We start from the raw sequence: 21,697 nt of genomic DNA, 5'->3' as shown, positions 1-21,697 counted from the left end.
GAATTACTATCCGTTCTCATATCTCACGATCAAAGATCCAGCGGGCTGCTTAGACGATCCGCATAAAAATCAAAATAGAGCTTGCCATCCGTACCCCGTACAGCATAAAAGACATCACCTAGTGCATATCCCTTACTACGTACAGCCTGCTCTAGGGACTGCGTTTCCATACCGGCTTCCTGCATATGCTCAGGAATCACCTTCCCCTCCATGATTAGTTCAATCGGATATTTGGATTTGGGTTTCTTTGGTTGGGGCTTCCCTTGGAGATGTGACTGTGATTGGTAATCTTGAAGGGTGAGCGTCCGATACTCCTTCTTCTTAAGCACCGAGAGCTTTCCGTTATTCTCAAGGAGCGCATACTGGACTTCGGCGATGTCGAAGATATCTTTCTCACGAAGCATCTCGTTCAACGAATCCAACGTATACTTATTTTTCTTCATATGATCCTCCAGCAGCTTCCCATCCTCAATGAGCACGGAGGGTTTGCCGAACAACCATTTTTCGGTATTACGGCTCTTTAAGGTTAGAAATGAAATGATCCACGAGGTAACCGTAAACACAAGTAGGGAAATCAGCAGATGAGAGGAAGCAATTTTCTCATTGAATGCCAAATTAGCGGCAATGGCGCCTAAAATGATTGTGGTAACAAATTCATGAATATTCATATTGGATAACGTCTTCTTACCGATAAACCTTGTAATGACTAATAGAAGAACGAAGGCTGCAATGCTTCGGTACAAGATAATTAGATAGTCTGACACTCATATACCTCCGACAATTGTGTATTTGGAAATATTTTGCTCAAAGGGCATTTATTTATTCGCCTCCGATGAGAACAACGCATATGATGATGTGCGCCTACTATTTCCCGACATTGGAGGAAGGTTCATGTATTACGTAAGTTCTTACTGGAGAGCTCCTACTCTTGTTCCCGTCTGGCTCATTACGCCTCAGCAAGCTGTTGAACTAATTAAGGAGTCTGTGCAAGGTGAACGAAGTGATGAATTGTTTTACGACCAGCTGATCAACTTGGCACCGAATGCGCAGCAAGCCGCGATCATCGCCTCGATCCGAGATGATGAACGCAGCCATAATCGTATGTTTCGGCAGATGTACAAGGACTTAACCGGCTATGAAATTACAGGGGAAGTGAATGAAGAGAACCCTATCGTGGACTCCTACATGGACGGCTTGCAGAAAGCGTTCGAAGGCGAATTGGCCGCGGTTGAGAAGTACAGAAAAATTTGGTTTGGGCTCCCGAATGGCATCTATAAGGACACCTTGTATGGAATAATCGTGGATGAGCAGAAGCATGCCGCTAAGTATAACAACCTGCTTATCAATAATATAAAAACTGCGCTCTAGCCTATTGTTCGAGGTCTTGAAAACAGACAAACTCCTGCGTCTCGTTTAGAGCGCAGGAGTTTGTCTTACAAACATAATACAGCAAATGCTAGGCTAGTGTTTCGATCTATTCCGTAAACCGACTGTTATACAAACGTTTGCTGAACGCCTCAGCAATGATTAAAAGCAAAATGGGGAACAAGATATAATACCATGAGTCCCACCAAACCGTACTAAACAAAATCCTACCTTTTTTCAAGGAATATGTCACTATGAGTGTTATCATCACTGTTAATACAGTTTTTATCCATTTATTTATCCAAAACCTTTTCACTAAAAAAACTAATATAAAACTAATGCCTATGTAATACACAACCGCGAAAGCACTTGTGTCATAAGACTGATTTAAATACCAACCAGGTCGATAAACCCTGTTCGAGAAAAACATAATGGGGAGAAAATGCAAGGTACCGGAGATAGGTGCTATGCATAAATATAAAAAAACGGAATGTAGAAAACCATTTAAGGAATAAAGCATCCGCCGATAAATGATTTTTGAGAGTGGAAAATATATTAAAAGACCGATAACCGTATATTCAATTCGCCACCAATGTAGGGTGTAAATTTGAAGCTTCACGAATAGCCATTCGATTCCTGCGAGCAATATCGTTGCCGCAATCATCCAAACCCAGTTGAGCTGAAATGTGGAGATGATGGTGGCAGCCACAGGAACTGCAATCAAATTCGAAGTTATCGCACCCAGATGGCTATCGTAATATGAATTGTATTTGATGATGTTCGGGTGATATAGATAGCTTCCCAAGAAAATATAGATGACGGCTTCAATGAGATACGCAATTTCGACTAGTACGAGGAATTGGAATATCGTAAGCATGTTTCCTTGTTTATAAAGTACGAAGGCAAGTAAAATCAAAAAAAGCACACTCAATCCCACATACCAAAATGTATTATGAGTCACTCCTACTCACTCCGCTTCATATCTAAATAAACGCCATGAGGTACATAATTTCCCCATTTCTAAATAATTTATCCTATCTTGTAGTTGTATAAATCAAAGCTTGTGAGCAGAAAAAGCCCCTGCAGGGGCTTTTTTACATGACCTCAAAAGTGATATTCTCTGTAAATTCATTTATATCAATAAAATTGCGGCTGGCCTCCTGCAAGTATTCGCCATTCACTTGCACATTAATAAATCGGATCCCGCTCACTCCCCGCTCCGCATTGTAGCCATGTATGCGAGACGGATTCTCATGTCTTCCGCAGTACGTGATATCTTTGAATGTAATATTTGAAATTCCCTTGCCAGGGACCGGGTTGTACTTCGCATTCCAGACGACCCGTAGATCGAACAATTGCCCCTGTTGGAAATCCTCTACCCGGATATTATCGAACACAACATCACGAACGGTATTATTATCCCCAGCATTAATAGCGATCGCCCCCCAATAATCGGGCTGCGGCTCATGATGCTCCAGAATATCGATATTCTCAAACCGGATGCCGCTCACTTGATCCCCGTTCCCCTGATGGTTGCCGTGTGAGCCCAAGTTAATAGGATGTGCAACGTCCGCCCATAGAACGGAATTCCGCACGGTGATATCACTCGAACCCCCTCGATACTGCCAGCGGCTTCCGTAAATCGCAATGCAATCATCTGAATTACGCATAAAAATGTCATCAATGTCGATATGCGAGCTAGCCATCATATCAATGCCATCCGACCAACCGCGGGTGCTAAATGATTTGAAATTCTGGATCGTAATGTATGCCGACTGCCCGATGTAAATACTGTAATGAGGAGAATCCACGGTGATGACACCCTCAATGTGGATGCTTCGCGAGAATTGCAGCCGAATGGCGCGGAAAGCCGAGAATCTGTGGAATGCCTCCAAATAAATGATGCCTCGGCCGCGAATCGTAACATTCTCTGCATGTCTGCATACCAGCGAGCCGGCAAGCACGGCGCCCCCCGCCAAGTAAACGGTCGTATGGGATGGAATAAGCAAAATGGTCTCCTCCAGCCAATGCATGCCCGGAGCGAAATAAATGACCTTAGGTGCCCGTACACATCCGGTATGTACATCAGTCATTTCCAGCAGCTGCTCATTGCGGTGAATACCGGGCCCAACCACAAGGACACCTTCCTCCTGCATGTCCGGAACATCGGACTCGAGCGGATTGGCGAACACATGCAGATTATGAAACCGATCCCCATCCACTTCAATGGACAGTTTTCGCGGACGATCCAACGGAAAGGTAAGAGAGTTCCCATTCTGCTCATACACAATTCCTGCTGACAGGGGTCGAATAGCGACCAAGCTAATACCGCAGCGGTTGCCGGTTACCTTAACCTCTACCGTTCCCTCCATGTCGAAATATACCATTGAAGCTGCGCGCACTTCGTGCATATCGACCTTAACCCGATATACGAATAATTCTTCCCAAGTTCCTCCAGCAACTCGTACCCACACCGAGAAGTCATCGTTTGCGGGCGCTCCGGCGGGAGCTGGGTATATGACAGTTTTATTCACGACTAATCCTCCTGCAAGCTTTGTCTGAATTCAATCCCAGGACGCCAAGTCAGCTAGCCGGTTGGCGCCCATTCTACTCAGCGCTATGTGTGCGCCCCTGCGTGCCCCTTGAATTATCTAGTCTCGCAGCCTGTTATCCGATACTTAAAGCCCTTATAATTACCGCTTCGTTCAATGGCTAAGCTTCCATCCCAGTCCAGCTTGATCCAATTGTAATGACCATCCCGGAATTCAAAGGATTCTCCATCATCTTCATAGAGGTAAGCCGCTTCAGGATGATCCCCGAAACGAATTACGGTGATGTCAAAGACGGTATCATCGGAAATGTATGGAAGCGGCTTGGCAAGAGGAAGCAGCGTTCCTTCTTTTACAAATACCGGAATTCGCTCAAGTCCCGGTGCCAAGGTATACGTTTGCCCGCCTGAATAAGATTGGCCTGTCCAGAAACAACGCCATTCGCCTAAGGGCAAGTAAACGTTTCGTTCTGAAGTTCCCGTTACGATGGGAGCAACCAGAATGGCATCTCCCATCATATAGGCATCGTCGATCCCATACGTGTTGGGGTCATCCGGATAATCCATGACGAGCGCTCGGAATGGAGGTAATCCGTTTTGATTGTATTTCGCATAGCTGGCATACAAATACGGAATGAGCGACATGCGAATTTCGAATAGATTTCGGCAAATCGCTTGGATCTCCTCAGCATTATCAAGAAATACACCTTGAACATTTAATTCACGATCCACCTGCATCCACGGCGGATTAGGAATACGCCAGCAGTTGAGAAGCGCCATTGGAGAGAAAACGGTTGTCTGAATGCGACGTATTAAATCTTCCGCCGATGCCGCCTGGCGCACTTCCGGGGTCCAGAGAAGTCCGGAGAACCCCGCATTCACGACCCCACGGATAAACACTTTATGGTCATATAAATCGCTATAAAGTACAAATGGAAACGGAGCCGCGAGGGCGCCGGAGGCACGCACTTGGGACAACGTTCTTCGGCCTGCCTCTTCGAAAGGGGCTTGGATTACCGATTGATACAGAGTACCAATCATATTGTGCATCTGTTCCCCATCCATACCAGACGGGAATACGGAGGTGTCCGGGAATGACCAATTGGAATGAACAAAATCGGAACTATCGCATTCATCTAACTTGAACCCTGCGATCCCCTTATCCACGAATGCATACAAATGATGTTTGGCAAACACGTCCTTCGCCTCAGGTATAGACAGATCAGGAACTAAGCCTTCCCAAACTTCGTAATCCCCGGAATGAGGCAGCAGCTCTTGGTACATAGGTGAAGTTGGATGCACAAAGAGATGCTCCCACAGATTGACACGATAATTGTTCGCATACAGCTCATTCAGCATATCTTCATGTTCCGGAAACCTTACGTCATCCCAAACAAAGGAGCATGAATAAGCCTTGGTTTGCCATCCCGGTTCAAAGCCAAAAACATCGACAGGTATTTGATCTTTTCTAAACCCATCAGCTAAGCGCATCACATCCTCACGTTTGGCCGCACTGTACGCACGGTACCACATCCCAAGGCCCCACATAGGTGGCAGACAGCCGCCTCCCGAGAACAGGTTATACCGCTGAACGGCCTTGACCAACGTCGGTCCTTCAAATAGATACACATCGATTCCCTGTGCTGCCGGTACGTCAACCACGACAGATCGATCGCCTTCCGTCTCCTGATAGCCATACAGCTCATTCTCCGAGGTTCCGATTTCCTTATGCTCAAGCTTCTTGTACTCGGAAGCTCCTTTGCGCAAGTTCGTTCCACAGTAAAAAGTCGCATAACGGGCTGTATCCACGTAAACACCGTAACCGGCCGTTGAAACATAAAAAGGCACCGGCGCATGGCTGTCACCCGTATCCGCAACAGGGTCACTATTTACGCGGATCACTTTCTTTCTGCCTGTATGATCTGTGCGATGCAGCTGTAGTCCGAAGCCATAAATATGCTCCGTTGCTTTTAGAGGGATTTCCATATAAACCCCTCGAGGCGTTTGCTTCATAATAATTTCGTTGTCAGAAAACGGAGAAGTCCCGCTGCAATCAAGTTTCTCTAAGGCTGCTGCGTTAATTGAAGATTCACGTAATTTAACAGGTGTATGCGTCTCTGTCGTTCCAAAACTTAATTTCCAAATGCCATTTGCAATGTTCTCCATTAAACATAACCTCGTTTGCAATATTTCCATCAGTATATCACTTCGATTTCCGGAAAAGTTATGTTATGATATCGGAAAATGTTCATTTTTTGTCATATCAGGAGGATCATGAAGCGGCTATTTGAGTATGTGAATTTAGAGCGAAGAACGATCTTTTGGGATTACCTTATTCGGATGCAGAGCAATTTTAAAGGCTACTATCATTGGCATCAGTGCTGCGAGATCCTGTTCGTTCATGAGGGGCAAGGCCGTGTCGTCCTCAATCGCCAGACCTATGACATTCGCAGAGGCATGCTATTCTTCTTTCAACCCTTTCAATTGCATCAAGTTTATGCGGATGTAAGTCCAGACACCCCTTACTGCCGCACCATCTTTTATGTCGATCCGCTCATTATGGACACACTTTTGCGTCCTTTCGCCAACCGTCATGCTCTTTTCACCTCGTTATGGCAGGGCAAAGTCGACTGTCAGGTTTACGATTTATCTCACCAGGCTGAAATTTTAGAATGGCTATTTGGCGCCTATCAACAAGCTTACCTCGCGGGAAAAGGGGAAGAGGATGAGGAACTGACATTTTTATTTTCTCATTTGATGAGCTGTCTGCTCTCGGTTGAAAGAAAAAATGTCGAATTGCCTCCTGCAGATACTCATGATAGGAGAGCTCAGCGATATTCGGAATTGATGATGCAGTGGATCGAGGACCATTTCCATGAAGAGATTAACCTGGATCGGCTTGGAGAGCACATGCATTTGTCCAGTTCCTACCTATCGAAAGTATTTCAACAAGAAACCGGGAGCAGCCTCACCGATTATGTAACTGCACGAAGGATCAAGCAAGCTTGCCGGTTATTGGACACTACGATCTTATCCGTTCAACAAATAGGAGAGGCGATCGGATTTCCGAATTCTTCTTATTTCATCCAAGTCTTCAAAAGAGAAGTAGGCATGACGCCTTTGAAGTTCAGAAAGCTGGAAGTATGACCGAAATCGGATTTCTCCGCCTTGTCCTCCTAAAAAAGCTTAAAACCAACGCCCTCTCCTGGACAACGGAGCGAGTTTTTTCATCAATCGAAAAGGGCGGTAATAAGCGACCTTCCGCCCAATTGCATAAGCATCATGTTCAATTCGCTGCCGCTCAATGGCCCACTGCTCCTCATTAGAAGCGTCGAGTAAAAGCACGGTACTGTGCCATCCCTTGGTTCTGCAGTGAGTCAGAATGAATTTGGATAATGACTGCTTTAGCATAATTCGTGCATCAGGCCATGCTTGGTCCTCGCTCAGTATCATATACAGTGCCAAGGGCAGGTCATTATTGATGTGTGTGTTGATGCCAAGCAAAGCATCCTGCAGTACGAAGCCATATTTGACGGCAGCCTCATGAAAAGCAAGCTCCCATGCAGGTGAACAGGGCAGCCCTGCCTCGTAAGCATCGACAGCATCGAGGTAGAGCTTCGCGAAGCCGACTAGAACACGCTCCATCCAAACGGTATCATGGAAAAAGCCGGATGCAAGACGCTTTTGCATCTCCTGCGTCATCAACAATTAGACACGCTGAAATACGGCCCGATGGACCGAAATCGCATTTCTCCTTCGATCTTCTACTTATTAGCCCCGCCTAGCGATTTGAATTCTTGCGGCAGCTTCCCGAAGTGCTTTTTAAACATATCGCTAAACTGTCTCGCGTTGTTATACCCTACACGCTCGGCAATCTCATAAATCTTCATATCGGTATGAAGCAAAAGTCTAACGGCTTGTTTCATCCGAACATCGGTTAAATATTGCTTAAAATTCATTTGCGTATGCTTCTTGAAAAAGCTGCTAAAGTAGTACGGATTCATAAATATTTTGGAGGCAACGCCTTCTAGTGTGATATTCTCCATATAATACTGCTCGATATACGCTTTGACCGTCAGAAGCTGCTGCACCTCCCTGAATCCGCCGCCTGATTCCAACCGCTGGAGCAGACCTTCAATCAAGTCAGATAGATATTGCTCCAGCTCCTCATAATGGGAGAACTGCTGCATGAAAGTAAGCTGATCCTTAAGCTCTTCACTGGATTGCGTTAAGGTAATGCCGACTTCCTCTAATCCATCCGACCACTCCAGCAGCGTATTGTAACAGGCCATCACAGCTTTGTCCTTTCTCCCGCGGGAGAACAGTCGAATTTTCTCGAACAGGGCCGGCAGCTCGATCTCCAACCTGCCGCGTTCCTTCGTAATGATGGACTGCAGGACAAGCTGTCTGGCTTCTCCAAGGTCTCGTTCGGACAAAGTGGTATCCCAATTTTCTTCAAGTAAAGAATGAGCCCTGCCGCCATTTGAGAAAAAAATGAGACCTAGCGCCTCGGAAGCCGTCTGATAGGAGTACTTCATCTCTTCCAAATCTGTGACTTCATTGCCGATTCCAATCGACAGCACAACTTTCAGATAATTTTGCACGTTCACAATCATTTCCTCAGCAAGTGACTGTATTCCGATATCCTCGCCATGGTTCACCACCGCGCAAAGCCGTTCCCCTCTGCGTAATACAATGCCCACCGCATTGCGATGGATAAGCTCTTCTGCCATATTGCCAATTGCAAAAAGAAGCAGCCGCTTCTCATGCTCGCCCCAACGGGAATCCGCACCCGGTTGTTTCGATTCAAGCAGCATAACGGTATAGCGGCTATATATATAACCGGGATCCAAGCTGTACAGCTTCTGTTCAGCTTCCTCTTTCCGAATGTCTCCATCCAGGAGACGATCAAACAACTCCTCCAGTTTGGCCTTCCGGTTTTTATGCTCATAGACTGCTAGTTTGCTCTTGTATTGCACGCCTTCCGACTCTTCCTTTAGAACAGATAAAGCTCTCTCCACAGCATTCAGCAGCAGCCCTTTCTCGATGGGCTTCACCAGATAGTCTACGGCTCCGAGTGCAACAGCCTCCTTGGCATAGGAGAACTCTTGGTAGGCACTGATGAAAATCACCTTAGCCCGCAGCCCTCTGCGCCCGATTTCTTTAAGCACATCAATACCGGTCCAGTCCGGCATGCTAATATCCGTAATGACCAGCGAAGGCTTCTCTGTCTCAATAAGCTCCATGAGTCCCCTGCCTGTCCAAGCTTCACCTACAATTCGAATCCCGTGCTCCTCCCAAGGAATGAGCTTCTTCAGTCCTTTAATGATCATAGGCTCGTCGTCGGCCAGAACCGCTGATATCATACACTTTTCACCTCTTTCTTATAGGGAAGAATCATTTGGATGGAGGTGCCGATATACGGGGTACTGTTCACGCGAATTCCGAACTCGGGTCCGTATAAGGCCGTAATACGGTCATGTACATTCTTAATCCCGATCCCCCCTACCTCTTGATCCGGTGGGACATTACCTGCCAGTTTATCTCTCAGCATTTGAAGTTTACCCTCCGTCATACCTACCCCGTCATCATCCACAGTAAGCATGAAAAGCCCCCTCTCTATCTCCCCCGTAATCCGAATCGTTCCCTTACCTGACTTGGGCATAATGCCGTGGTAGATCGCGTTCTCTACTAACGGTTGGATAGACAGCTTGGGTAAGATGCAGTTCAGCAGCTCGCTATCGATTCGAAGATCCAAAGCCAATCGATGATCCCCGTACCGCAGCTTCATCAATCGGAAATATTGCTCGATGTTTGTCTTCTCCTCCAGGAGCGTAACGTGTTCTTCTCCATAATTCAAAACATATTTCAACTGTTGGGATAAGGAGAGAATCATATCTGCCACTTCATCATCATCGTTGGCAACCGCACTCATTCTGATGACTTCCAATGTATTATAAAGATAGTGTGGACGTATTTGACTCTTCAGAGCCGTCAATTCGGCCTGTTTTTGCTTAATTTGGGCTACATACACTTCATCAATGAAGCTTTTCAACCGGTCCGTCATCCTATTAAAGCCCCGGGCTAGCATACCGATTTCGTCGGAAGTTCGGACTTGAACCTGCATATTGAAATCACCGGATTCCACTCGAGTCATATTGCGGATAATTTGGCGTATCGGAATGGATAGATTATTGGAGAACCAAACGGCTACTACCACGAGCGAAAGGATACAAAGACCAATGACGATGGCAATCGTTCTTTTTATCCCGTTAATTTTGTTAAATAGCTCGTTTTTATTGACCTCTCCGATCACGCTCCAATTGGAGTTGGGCATATCATGTTTGACATAATGGTATACCTCAGAATCGGAGGGCTGGAACAATTGTCCGATCAGGTTGATTTTATTGCTATAGAGGATGCGCCCTTCCTGGTCCGTCACATACATGACGTCCTTCTGATCAGTCGTCAAGTGCTGAAAGATTTCATCGAACGCGCTGAGGGAGACATCGAAGAACAAGCTGCCTACGACTTTGCCATCCAATCCCGGACTGCCAATCACATCAATTAAATTGCGTGAGAACGTCATAACCGTCATACCCGAGTGGGGATAGTATTCCTGCGGATGCGTTGGGAACAACACCAACTCTTTTGAATTCTCAGTCATCGTTCTTTTCCACTCGACAGGCGGGTACTGGAATCGGAAGTCAATCCGGCTTCCATCCCGGTTTAAATCCTGGTATCCGCCTTCCGTAAACACAAAAGCGGCGCTGCGGATATGAACGTCCGAAGCCACGACCGTCTGAAGAAATTCGTCAACCGTAGCGGTAAGCCGATTGTCTTTCTGTGAAACTTGTTCTGCAATAACCCTGCCGAATTGGCCGTTGTTGGCATACTGTCCGTATGAATACATCATCTTGGAGATATTATTATACTTCGTATATAAATCATCCGCATTTTTGCCGGCATAAAGTACCATTTGCTCGAAGTTGTTGATGGAGTAGCGCTCCATATAATTGCCGTAGGTGTTCAATGAGAAGAAACTTAAAACTAAGAGCGGTATTAAACCTACAATAATAAATGAAAAAGCGAACTTGGCGAAAATACTCTTTCGCAGCCTGCCAAACTGGAATAGATTCAACATGTATGCCCCTTTCTATCTCAGAGGAGGAAGTGCTTTTATCATATCAGGTTCAATAAGGAAAACCTATCCCATGTGTCACTTATAAATATGGTAAAACCGCTCCCGAAGATTCAGAAGCGGTTTCCAGACATTATCCTTTCGTAGCGCCTGCGGCAATTCCCTTAACAAAATACTTCTGCAAAGCGATGAAAATAACCAGCACAGGTAGGATGGACATCGTTGTGCCGGCGAATACCATATCCCATTGGGAAGCAAGCTCGCCAACGAATTTGAAAATCTCCACAATCATCGTTCTATGATCCGAATGAAGAACCAAGCTCGGCATCAAGAAGTCATTCCAAATTCCCAATCCCTGAAGGACCACCATACTTGCCGTACAAGGTCCAAGCAGCGGGAACACGATCTGCCAAAAAATACGGACTTTCGAGGAGCCGTCAATAGCTGCCGCTTCTTCAATTTCAGCAGGAATGCCTTTGATGAAGCTCGTGAACAACAGAACCCCCATCCCCACAGACCCCGAGACGTAGATAAGAATCGGAGCGGACAAAGAACCGTATAAGCCGAGAGTCCTCATTTCTTTAAACAAGGGAATCATATAGACTTGAAACGGGATCATCATGCCCGCTAGATAGTACACATAAATAAAATGGGTCCATTTTTTTTGTGTCCGTTCAATCGCGTACGCCGCCATAGGGATGATCAGAACCATGAAGAAAATGGATACTACGGTTAAGATCATACTGTTCATCATGGCTTTCGGGAACTCAGTTTGGGTCAACAAGTACTTGAAGCTATCCAAATATAAGCTTGTAGGAAACGCGATGGCATCACGCAATATCTCGCCGTTCGACTTAAAAGATGAGATTAAACTAAAATACACCGGAAAGAAGAACAGGATGGCCAAAATAACGGTAATGACAAACAGGATGATATCGAATCCTTTACTGGATTTTTGCATTACATCTGCACCTCCCGTTGCCGCAGCACTTTAATTTGAATCAACGATACGATAAGAATCAGGATGAATAAAACGAGAGACAGCGCTGTACCGTAGCCTTGCCGAAGCTCACCGAAGCCTACTTTATAGACAATATACGTAAGGGTCTCCGTCGCGAAGCCCGGCCCTCCATCCGTCATTACAGCAATTTGATCGAAGATCTTCAATGCCCCAATCATGGATAACATCACACAAACCGTCATTGCTCCAGCTAATAGCGGGAAAGTGATATGCCGGAATTGCTGCAGGCGATTCGCACCGTCAATAGCCGCCGCTTCGTGGAGCTCGGATGGGATCCCCTGTAAACCTGCCAAATAAATGATCATATAGTACCCCGAGCTTTTCCAGACCGTGGTAATAACGATTGCAATCAAGGCGTAGTTGGGATTTCCCAACCAGTCAATCTTGTAATCGCCCAAGCTGATCCGGTCAAGCAACTGGGAGATGACTCCGAAGTTATAATTGAAAATAATTGTCCATACAAACCCCATAACAATGCCGCTTAGGAGAACGGGGAAATAGAAAACGCTTCGCACTAAATTTTTAAACCAGCGAACCTGATCCACTAGCATAGCTAGCAGAATAGCTATCACATTTTCCAACACAACCAATAATACCGATAAAATCAATGTGTTCTTCAATGCATTGTAGACTCGCTCGCTATGAAACATCTCAACAAAGTTATCGAAGCCGATATAATGAATCTCTTCACTAACCCCATCCCAGTTGGTAAAGCTTAGATTAAAGCTGTTTAGAGTTGGATAAATAACGAATAAGGTATATAGAATAAAAGAAGGTAAGATAAAAAGAACGGAGAAGGAGAGCCATTTTCTTTTCTTTTTGGCTTCCGCCCTCGTGTATGTCCTTGCATGTACAGTTTCCGCTTTCGCCATACTCTCACTCCTTAGAACTGCGATTGGGAAGGAGCAATCGTTCTGCGCTGGCAGAAGATTGCTCTCGCCCCTTTACATCTATTTGCCGGCTGTGTTCGCTTTCACGTTGGCATCCCATTCAGCATCGGCCTTTTTCAAGTAGTCTACACTGAAGTCGCCTTTGGTCAGCCATTCTTGTGCAAGCTTATAGAACCAGTTACGCCATTGTGGAGGCATTTGGTTGTCGCCCCAGAAGCTGTTGATTTGCAGCGATTTAATTGTTTTAGGATCATTCATGACTTCAAGCACTCGTTTCATTTGCGGTCCGCTGTCATAAGTGATGGTTTCTTTGGTAGTTGGGATCCCGTTCACAGACTTCATAAACTTCGTATATTGATCCTTCGAGAAGAAGAATTTCACAAATTCTGTGATGGCAGCTTTCTTATCCGCATCCTGATTTGCTTTGGTGGAAATGGACCACCCTTGAAGCGTGTTTAGGCCGTTCACGACAATTCTGCCCTTACGGTCTGGCACCGGATACCAGCCGAATTCAAATTTAGAATCCGCTTGTGAGATTTGAGAGAACATCCATGGACCTGAGAACAGTTGAGCAGCTTTGCCGGTTACGAGCATAGAAGAAGTTTGGTTGTCGGCTGTACTTAAGAACCCTTTGTCCACGTAACCTTTCGTAAACAATTCACTAAAATCCTTCATAGCCTGCGACGGGCCGGCATCGGTAAAGCTCGCTTGCCCTTTGGTACGTTTGGAATTCCAGTTCGGATCATCCGCAAAAACATCGTCCATCAGGTATTTGTTCACCCAGAATCCCCAGTGGAAAATATCCTTCCCCCCGAAGGTCAGCGGCGTAATTCCTTTCGCTTTCAGCTTTTCTTGAATAGCCAAAAATTCATCATAAGTCTTCGGCTCGGACGTTATACCTGCATCTGCGTAAGCTTTTTTGCTGTAAATGATACCTTGAGGTGCTGTACCTGCAATAGGCGCCGTCCAATTTTTGCCGTTCAATTTCGGTGCGTCACTGAACAATCCAAGCCATTCCGCCGGTAGTTCCGCAATTTTACCAGCCTCAGAGAATAATTGTGTGTCGCGCATCTCCACGAGATCCGGGAACTCGTTAACAGCATCCTTCGTTTTAAGCCAGTCCAAATAGGAGGCCATCCCTCCTTCGGAGAGGTCGTTAATCTTAATATTCGGATTCGCTTTAGTGAAGGCAGCCACTGCATCTGCCATCGCTTGCTTGCTTGCCGGGTCGCCCGTTGCATAACCAATGGAGAATGTCACATTTTTCTTTGGTGCCGCACTGCTCGTGCTTGCTGCTCCCGTTGCAGCCGGGCTCGTGCCTGTGTTGCCGCTTCCGCAAGCGGATAAAACGAGCGATAGTGCCGTTAAGCTTGTTACGGTTAGAACGATATTTTTTTGCATCTTTTTCATGTGCGTTTAACCTCCCCAATATGGTAAGAATTCTATGTGTAGGACTGGTTTTTATCCCACTACACTCTTTTTTCTTCCGTGTTTTAAGACTAACATACCCCAAAATCGTTTCGTATGCTGTTTTTTAAGTTCATTATGCAGGAATTTAAGAAGTTTAGTGTAGATAGATACCTTTCTTTGTTATTACCTTTTTTTAGAAAAATAAATACCGGCTACAAGTCGTAAGACTCATAGCCGGTTAAGTCCTTGTGATTTTCGGTTAAGTGAACCCCTATGTCAGACCTAAAACAATAGGCTTCCAGCCGTCTCTGTTACTGTAACAATCCCCTTTTCGTGTGTTTCAGTCATTCTAATTCTAGTAAAGGTATGGTTGGTACAGTATCCAACATACAAAGTATTCTTTAGTAATGCTTTAAATCCTGTCTTTATGACTATGTCTGAAGTGGAAACTTTTTCATGGACCGCATGACATTTCAAACAGTAAAACATATATGAGTCCCCCTTATGTACCACTTTTCTGTCTGGGGCTGTCTTGTTAAAGTGTACACAATCCTGTCACAGTACTAATGACTTGAGGGCTGCTCTTTTCCTTGTATACCTGCATACCGTTTAGCCACGCGTTTCGTTACGGATTTCCCCGATCCAGCAAATATGTTGGCTGACAGCAGCATCCCCACAATAACTATAACGCCGCCAACAATCTGGGAGACAAGTAATACCTGTCCTGTAAGCACAGACAGAATAGCCGTGAAAACCGGCATTAGATTCATCGTGATGCTGGCTTTACCCGGTCCAAGTATTTTGATTCCCTGATTCCAGAACAAGAATGAACCGATGGATGGGAACAAGCCCAAATAGATGACCCCCGTAATCCCGATTGCAGTGATATGCACGGTTTGTAGAGGTTGAATAAAAAGTAACGGAAACATGCAAATGACGTCGATAAAGGCTGTGAATGCCACAAATGTAATTGGAGGCAGCTGCTGCGCTTTTTTACTGATAATGGAATAGATCGCCCAAAGAAACACGGCTATGAGCAAAATGCCATCCCCTAGGTTGTAATGCGTACTGAACACGCCAAGGAGATGCCCCTTCGACAATACAGTTAATACTCCTAAGAAAGATAATATCAGTCCCACTCCCTGCAACACCGAAATTTTGTCCTTCAGGAACAGCAGAGACAACAGAATCATAACTGCCGGAGTCAAACTGTTAATCAGACTACCGTTTGTCGATGAGGTATGCTGGAGTGCTGTATAGGTAAGAAGAGTGTAGAACATAACTCCCACTATCGAAAGAAATAATATAAGTCCCCAGTTATTTCTCCATATCTTTAGCCAGTTTGGCTTTTCCAGCAGCTGGGCCATTGGAATTAATACGACAGAAGCAATCGCCCAACGCAAGAAGGAAGCCCAAATCGGTGGGAAATCCGTTGTGACCGCTTTGCCGAAAATCAAATTCCCTGCCCAGAACAAATTAGCTAATATTAGAAAAATCCATGCTTTAGCTTTCATAACCAAACACCTCACCCACTCTATTTTAGGTACTTCTTTCTCTTGTTCTATTATCATGTTACAATAAACTTTATCATAAATGAAATGAATATAAGTTATTAAGGAGATATCATATTTGGTATGAATAGATCACTTCTTCAGTTGATTGTTGCTATCTCGGAGACCCAAAGCTTTACTTCTGCCGGGAAAATAATGAATATGACACAGCCTGCCGTCAGCCGTGCTGTCACTTCACTGGAACGCGAACTGGGAGTAACGCTCCTTACTAGAGACCGGCGTCTAGGCGTCGCCCTCACGCCCGTTGGAGAGCGAATCTTACCGATCTTCCGAAAGATTCTTCAAGGGTACGATAAGATTGATCAGGAAATCTCGAATGAAAAAGGGATGGAAACCGGCAATGTCCGAATTGGTGCATTCCCGGTTGCTGCTTCTTATTTCGTTCCCAAACTGATCAGCCATATCAAACAACTATATCCAAAGCTCGAATTCAGCATTTTGGAAGGTACCATTGCGGATATTCAGGAATGGCTGGATAATCGGATCATTGATGTGGGGTTGCTTATCCCTTCGGATAAAACGACGAACTCTCATCCACTTTACAGAGAAGTCATTTATGCAGTTATGAGAGATGATCACCCTTTAAGTGAAAAAAGTATCATCAGACCGGAAGATTTGCGAGAGGAACCTATGCTGATCTGCAAAGCCGGTTACGAACCTCCAGTCCTGCAATGGTTCGAAAGTGCCGGTGTAGAGCCCAATATTAAATACATCCTCTACAACTACAGAACTGCGCTTCAAATGATTCTTGCAGGCGAAGGATTGGCCGTCATGTCCGAGCTGTCCCTATTGGACCTTCCTTCCGGTATAATTCTAAAACCTGTCTCCCCCGCAGCATACCGGGATATTCACATTGCTTCCGGTCCCGTTGAGGACTGTACCATTGCGGTTAAAACTTTTATCGAGAACGCTCAGAAGTTGTTCCCCATTCAAGCTGAGATGAAATAGAATGAGGATTTCATCAGATAAACCAAAAAACAGTCGCAGCGCACCAGCATAACCGCCGGTACTCTGCGACTGTTCTCATAATTTCTGACTCCATTTTCGAATCGCTAGCCTAATTCTCTAAGTGATGCAAACTAGTTTATCTGGCTCTGTATGATATCAAGCAGAGTGCGCTGCTCCTCCACTGGGACGCTTTCTCCTAGGCGTGCCGCTATTAGCGGAAGCTCCCACTTAGCGAGCTCCTCCCGGCTGTATCCGGTCAGTTCGAGATACGTGTCCTCGTAAGTTTGCATTAATATAGTTCTAAGCTGAGCAAACGTCTGGATAATGACCTCGGGAAGCTCCGCCGGTAAGACTGCGTGACGCAGAATAAGGATCGTTCTGGCTGCATCGGCTTGTGCCGGACCACATACGGCGGTCATCCAATCGATGACGACAGGACCCCTCTGACTTAAAAGTACATTGCCAGGATGGAAGTCACCATGGCAAAGATGATCACCCCCGGGAAGCTCGGATAGACGGCTTTCGATCACCGCTCGTAACGGCTCGAAGCCGACGTGACGAATGCCGCTGATCATATATGCCAGTCGACTTTTAATGGGCTCCAAACGACCGGTTGCCTTGACACTGTGTAACTTAGCGTGAAGCTGCGCCAGCTGACGACCGTATTCTGCAGCTTTTTCCGGCTGACTCATTAGAATCTCTAGCATGGAAGGCCCCAGGATCCTCTCATATGCAAGTCCGGTAAGCCCGTCAGTTTCTACCTTTCCATAAAATGTCGGGGCTCCTACCGCCAATTCCTCAATAGTGGCACTAATATTCCGCTCCAGGTCAAGCAGTTTCGGGTCGCGAAATACTTTAAGGACCTGTTTCGACCCTAGTGCATAAATATCCGCAGTGTTGCCTCTGCCAATCCGTTCGCCCACTCTCATAAGAAACACCCTATTCCATATTAGAATAATATTCCTATGAATTACTATAATCGAAATAAGGTAAAATCTCCCGTTTAGGTTGTTCATTCGATCTGATCAACTGAAATTACCTCGATAGCATTGCAATAGAAACTGTCCCGAATCCTACTATAGATTCTCCTTAGTATCGCACAATAAAACAAGGCTGGACACAAGAACCCAATTACAAAAAAACTGCCGCTTCAATGCGGCAGTTTTTTATAATTGCTATTTTACAAATACAATATAACTAACGAATTAATTGATGTTGGTTGCGACATACGCAAGATCCAAGATATCAATTTTGTTATCGTCGTTCATATCTGCAACCTTAGCTTTTGCCCAATCTTCGCTGATGGAGTTCTTGCCGTAGTGATAAGCTACAATCGCGAGGTCACCTACGTTAGTGTCTCCATCTCCGTTAATGTCTGCAGACTTATTAGCTGTTGCTTTGAAGACATCAATGGAGGTGTTGAGGGCTGTGAGAGCACTGTCAACTTGGGCTTGAGTCGCGCTCGCATGGTCTCTTACAGCAATTGCGGTGTTAATTGCTTCAAGGAGTGCGTCTTTAGCTGCTTGCGGATATTGGCCAGGTTGAGTACCTACTATAGCCGCGCTGTACAGGGCTTGTGCACTCGTAATTGCTGCATTTAAAGCAGTTTTATCCACATCTATTTGAATAGCACCAACGGATATAGTCTTGCTGCTCAGTGCCGCAGTGGTTACGGTTCCATCAGGACCGCCAACCTTCGCTTGGGAGACAGCAACGGTACCCGTTGTATTCTGAACCCCGGACTTTACCCTAAAGGTTATATTTAGAACAGGTGTGCTGGTTCCGGATACGCCTCCGATATTAACGGAAATGATTCTCACCTTTCCAAGTGTGGCGGTATCTTCTTTCAGAACCTGAATGTTACTGGTTGCACCCGCTGCACTGACATAATCGAATACGCTGGAATCATAGCTTAGCGTGATATCCTGTGCGTATACGCTTTGTGTCACGCTATCCAGGCTAACAGCTGCTGTGAAAGTACTTCCAGGTGTCACACTGTTGTTAGCTGCAATTGTCGCTGTAAGCGATTTGGCTTCTCCATTACCAGGTGTATAAATTCCAAGATCGCCTAGATCAATTGCATAGCTGTTCTGGAGTTTCTCGTGTTCGCCTGCAAAGAAATCATCCAGGTAAGAATGTCCGAGAATGAATCTGTCCGGATTCACGGCGCCATAGTAGCCGGCATTGGCATTGCTCTGACTGTCGAACAGCACATAGCTTCCCTGCCATCCCGAACCGGCTACGCCCCAGCTGATGATGTGATCGATGTAAGGAGCGAACTTGTTGAACAGTTTGTACATCAGCGCGTACTCATAACCGAGGGCGTCAGACTGTCTGACATTGAGCACTGCGGGAGCGACCGCACCACCACCCGGGGTGTTAGTCGGCATCTTAAGGTCAAGTTCTGAATAGGCAATACCGGATAGAAGGCCTTCGTCCACGAGAGAAGCATAGAGGGCCATGGCATATTGGTTATCGCTTGCAAGGGTCTTTCCAATCGAATCGTGTCCCTGGATACCGATGTCTTCGATTAGAGGTCTTCCGTCATACAGCGGATCGGAAAGCCATGCGGTGTTCAGTGCGCGAACCATGTTGTAGACAGTTCTTGCTTTGGTGCGATTAGAAATGTCGTAATCGTTATAGGTCAGCTTCGGAGGATCGTTAACGATATACGCATCAATGCTGCCAACGTTGTCGTGTCCGTCGAGCTTCATGTACGCGGGAAGGTTAGCGTAGTTGGCTTTGTAAGCTGCCGCCATCTTGGCGTTGGGGGCCGCGATGTGCGCGTATTTGAAGAGCAAGTAAATGTAATGCCCGGAGATGTCGCCGCCAATTAGATTATCCGACATTGCAGAAAGCCAGTTGGTGTTTTTGAGTGTCTGTCTCCAGCTGTTCGGATCCGCAGGGATGGTTTCGCTGTGGCGGCTTTCGTGGACCTCTTCGTTGAGTACGTCCCATGAATTGAAGGGGATTACTCCGCGGGATACACTTGAGCCATACTTCGTATCCGTGGTCAGGAAGTGCCGCATCACATACATTGTGTGGTTATACTGCACTCTTCTTGCCATTTCCCTGTCTACCTTAACCGTTGTTGTAACGCCGTTGCCCAATCCGTAGTAATCAGTTGTTCCATTATATCCCAAGGGAAGTGTCGCGGGAATCATCTGCCTCATCCATGCAGGTGCCTGGTTGTACCATGCCAAGACGTGAGCGTGAGACTTGTACTGACCTGGAGTTCCGGAATCCCTGATCGCTTGATAAGAGCTGGTCGGGAAACTGTATTCACCTATACCAGGGGTGGTGGTTGCGCCGCTTAGAGCCTCGCCGGTAACGCTTTTCAACCAACTCGGGCCGCGGGGATGCGTACCATCTGCCTTGAGATTGTTGCCGTCGACAAAGATTTCATAGTGATTGGCTCTGGTTCCGGTTACTGCTCCGGTTCCGATCGTACCGACCATGAACGTGCCATTTTGCCTGTTGTAAATATTCTTTAAAGGCGTTACGACACTCTGGTTTTCATTGTTGACAACGTTAGGAAGCGCAACACCGTTAGGGTCCGGTGCGGTTATTTGGATGTTGGCGACAAGAAGCATACCGGTTTCTGCGGGACGGCCGTTCTCGCCATGGAGTTCAAGAATGAAGTTAGAGGAAGTGCCTGTTGTGGCGGTAATGCTAGTGTGCTTCAACAACCAGGTTTCACCGTTGTAGCTGCCAATCCAGTCGGGGTTAAGGTTGTTGTACTCGTATTCCCTGAGGTAGGTATCGATGTCAGAGCCTGCATTTCTGATTCTCCACCTCATGAATTTTCCCTGAGCGCTCTTGGGATAGTACACATCAAACTCAATAGTTGAGCCTGCGGGAACATCTACACTCGGGGACAACGGAGATTGAAGAGACATTCCTCCGAAGATGGTTTTTCCGTTATGGACGTAATTGATCTGGAGCACATCAGCTTTGCCTTGAGAATCTGCAAAAGGATACGGAATCATTTTGAATGTACCACCAGCAAAGTCGGTGGGAACACGGTTGTCAAGCGGGGTTCTTGAGGTCCAGACATTGGTGGGCGCGGTAATTTTTACAGGTATTTTACCAGGACCCGGATCAAGACGGAAATAGGGATTGGAACCATCCGCTTTGATCTTTCCAGTGAAACTCGCTATTGCGTTTTCAAGACTGGCAATGGCTTCGTTGGCCGGAGTGTGCGCATCGCGCGCGAACTCAAGCGCGTTATCCAGTTCTTGGAGTTCGTCGGCGAACACCCAGGGGAAAGCTTTATTCACATCGGATCCAACGTCAGTGTGACTAATCTGGAGCGGGAATTCCTCGTTGCCGGCTTTTAAAGCTTCGGCTTGTGCAATGAGGTCGTTCAGTTCTTGTGTCCGTTCGCCTTCAGCCGCAGCGGCCGGGACGGGGGCAGACGCGAATAAAGAGAACAGCATGATGACGACGAGGATGCGGGAGACGTTGATTAAGAATTTTTCACGGTTCATCTTCGTTTTACTCCTTTTCTTAGGCAACCTCTACAGTCTCGTTTTAAAGTCGCCCAATTGTTAGATTTCGAAATTTTTCACAGTTTCACTGATAGTTGTGTTTGTTGGAAAAATAGGAATTACATGGCTTGACGGTCAATTAAACACCTCCCTCTCATATTGGCCGGCAGGAAATGGAAACGTTTTCAAGATTAACTATTGATACTATGATAAACAAACCTTATTATTAACTCCATGGATGGATAATAGATCATTTGTATTTTTTTCGTAGGCGGTTACAACTTGAGCATGAGAGCCCCCTGGAAGGAATGTA

15 protein-coding genes are annotated in these 21,697 nt (G+C 46.0%); 3 read left to right on the top strand and 12 right to left on the bottom strand.

Annotation, left to right across the window (positions count from 1 at the left end):
- Positions 1–29: 29 nt before the first annotated feature.
- Entirely contained in the window at positions 30–764 is a 735-nt protein-coding gene (locus J2X61_RS21320; RefSeq protein ID WP_310190393.1) for a DUF421 domain-containing protein, read from the bottom strand.
- A 127-nt stretch (positions 765–891) separates the two neighbouring features.
- Between J2X61_RS21320 and J2X61_RS21315 the strand changes: the two genes are divergently transcribed.
- On the top strand, positions 892–1,368 hold the full coding sequence (locus tag J2X61_RS21315) for a ferritin-like domain-containing protein (RefSeq protein WP_274465686.1): 477 nt from the start codon (positions 892–894) through the stop codon (positions 1,366–1,368).
- Between the two features lie 1,091 nt (positions 1,369–2,459).
- Here J2X61_RS21315 and J2X61_RS21310 read toward each other — a convergent pair.
- The gene (locus J2X61_RS21310) at positions 2,460–3,899 is read right to left on the bottom strand and encodes a glycosyl hydrolase family 28 protein (protein ID WP_310190390.1); all 1,440 of its coding nucleotides are present in this window, start codon (positions 3,897–3,899) and stop codon (positions 2,460–2,462) included.
- Between the two features lie 113 nt (positions 3,900–4,012).
- A complete protein-coding gene (locus J2X61_RS21305; protein WP_396135476.1) occupies positions 4,013–6,079 on the bottom strand; it encodes a glycoside hydrolase family 31 protein in 2,067 nt (688 codons plus the stop codon).
- A gap of 108 nt (positions 6,080–6,187) precedes the next feature.
- Between J2X61_RS21305 and J2X61_RS21300 the strand changes: the two genes are divergently transcribed.
- Entirely contained in the window at positions 6,188–7,060 is an 873-nt protein-coding gene (locus J2X61_RS21300) for an AraC family transcriptional regulator (RefSeq protein WP_310190384.1), read from the top strand.
- Between the two features lie 39 nt (positions 7,061–7,099).
- Here the strand turns inward: J2X61_RS21300 and J2X61_RS21295 are convergent, their stop codons facing one another.
- The 7 genes from J2X61_RS21295 to J2X61_RS21265 all read right to left on the bottom strand — a co-directional run bounded on the left by J2X61_RS21295 (position 7,100) and on the right by J2X61_RS21265 (position 15,889).
- A complete protein-coding gene (locus J2X61_RS21295) occupies positions 7,100–7,615 on the bottom strand; it encodes a DUF5995 family protein (protein WP_310190382.1) in 516 nt (171 codons plus the stop codon).
- A gap of 62 nt (positions 7,616–7,677) precedes the next feature.
- On the bottom strand, positions 7,678–9,279 hold the full coding sequence (locus tag J2X61_RS21290) for a response regulator (protein ID WP_310190379.1): 1,602 nt from the start codon (positions 9,277–9,279) through the stop codon (positions 7,678–7,680).
- Entirely contained in the window at positions 9,276–11,057 is a 1,782-nt protein-coding gene (locus J2X61_RS21285) for a cache domain-containing sensor histidine kinase (protein ID WP_310190376.1), read from the bottom strand. The genes J2X61_RS21290 and J2X61_RS21285 overlap by 4 nt, the downstream gene beginning before the upstream one ends.
- A gap of 130 nt (positions 11,058–11,187) precedes the next feature.
- Positions 11,188–12,015 carry a carbohydrate ABC transporter permease gene (locus tag J2X61_RS21280; RefSeq protein ID WP_310190372.1) on the bottom strand — a complete coding sequence of 276 codons (828 nt, stop codon included), beginning with the start codon at positions 12,013–12,015 and terminating at the stop codon, positions 11,188–11,190.
- Entirely contained in the window at positions 12,015–12,947 is a 933-nt protein-coding gene (locus J2X61_RS21275) for a carbohydrate ABC transporter permease (RefSeq protein ID WP_274465693.1), read from the bottom strand. The genes J2X61_RS21280 and J2X61_RS21275 overlap by 1 nt, the downstream gene beginning before the upstream one ends.
- Positions 12,948–13,025: 78 nt before the next feature.
- Positions 13,026–14,375, bottom strand: a complete 1,350-nt coding sequence (locus J2X61_RS21270) for an ABC transporter substrate-binding protein (RefSeq protein WP_310190369.1) — start codon at positions 14,373–14,375, stop codon at positions 13,026–13,028.
- Positions 14,376–14,938: 563 nt separating this feature from the next.
- Positions 14,939–15,889, bottom strand: a complete 951-nt coding sequence (locus J2X61_RS21265; RefSeq protein WP_310190366.1) for a DMT family transporter — start codon at positions 15,887–15,889, stop codon at positions 14,939–14,941.
- Positions 15,890–16,030: 141 nt separating this feature from the next.
- Here J2X61_RS21265 and J2X61_RS21260 point away from each other — a divergent pair, with 141 nt between their 5' ends.
- Entirely contained in the window at positions 16,031–16,894 is an 864-nt protein-coding gene (locus J2X61_RS21260) for a LysR family transcriptional regulator (RefSeq protein WP_310190363.1), read from the top strand.
- A gap of 131 nt (positions 16,895–17,025) precedes the next feature.
- Here J2X61_RS21260 and J2X61_RS21255 read toward each other — a convergent pair whose 3' ends face one another.
- Entirely contained in the window at positions 17,026–17,910 is an 885-nt protein-coding gene (locus J2X61_RS21255) for a phosphotransferase family protein (RefSeq protein WP_310190360.1), read from the bottom strand.
- A gap of 189 nt (positions 17,911–18,099) precedes the next feature.
- Positions 18,100–21,384, bottom strand: a complete 3,285-nt coding sequence (locus J2X61_RS21250) for an endo-1,4-beta-xylanase (protein WP_310190357.1) — start codon at positions 21,382–21,384, stop codon at positions 18,100–18,102.
- Positions 21,385–21,697: the final 313 nt, after the last annotated feature.

It is taken from the genome of Bacillus sp. 3255 (assembly GCF_031456485.1).
Taxonomy (GTDB): Bacteria; Bacillota; Bacilli; order Paenibacillales; family NBRC-103111; genus Paenibacillus_E.
This window is presented reverse-complemented; position numbering and strand designations above follow the sequence as displayed.

Coding starts and splice junctions, on each gene's coding strand:
- J2X61_RS21275 (WP_274465693.1), bottom strand. CDS start 12,947: ATGGCGAAAGCGGAAACTGTACATGCAAGGACATACACGAGGGCGGAA.
- J2X61_RS21290 (WP_310190379.1), bottom strand. CDS start 9,279: ATGATATCAGCGGTTCTGGCCGACGACGAGCCTATGATCATTAAAGGA.
- J2X61_RS21315 (WP_274465686.1), top strand. CDS start 892: ATGTATTACGTAAGTTCTTACTGGAGAGCTCCTACTCTTGTTCCCGTC.
- J2X61_RS21295 (WP_310190382.1), bottom strand. CDS start 7,615: ATGACGCAGGAGATGCAAAAGCGTCTTGCATCCGGCTTTTTCCATGAT.
- J2X61_RS21265 (WP_310190366.1), bottom strand. CDS start 15,889: ATGAAAGCTAAAGCATGGATTTTTCTAATATTAGCTAATTTGTTCTGG.
- J2X61_RS21305 (WP_396135476.1), bottom strand. CDS start 6,079: ATGGAGAACATTGCAAATGGCATTTGGAAATTAAGTTTTGGAACGACA.
- J2X61_RS21285 (WP_310190376.1), bottom strand. CDS start 11,057: ATGTTGAATCTATTCCAGTTTGGCAGGCTGCGAAAGAGTATTTTCGCC.
- J2X61_RS21250 (WP_310190357.1), bottom strand. CDS start 21,384: ATGAACCGTGAAAAATTCTTAATCAACGTCTCCCGCATCCTCGTCGTC.
- J2X61_RS21255 (WP_310190360.1), bottom strand. CDS start 17,910: ATGAACAACCTAAACGGGAGATTTTACCTTATTTCGATTATAGTAATT.
- J2X61_RS21270 (WP_310190369.1), bottom strand. CDS start 14,375: ATGAAAAAGATGCAAAAAAATATCGTTCTAACCGTAACAAGCTTAACG.
- J2X61_RS21280 (WP_310190372.1), bottom strand. CDS start 12,015: ATGCAAAAATCCAGTAAAGGATTCGATATCATCCTGTTTGTCATTACC.
- J2X61_RS21300 (WP_310190384.1), top strand. CDS start 6,188: ATGAAGCGGCTATTTGAGTATGTGAATTTAGAGCGAAGAACGATCTTT.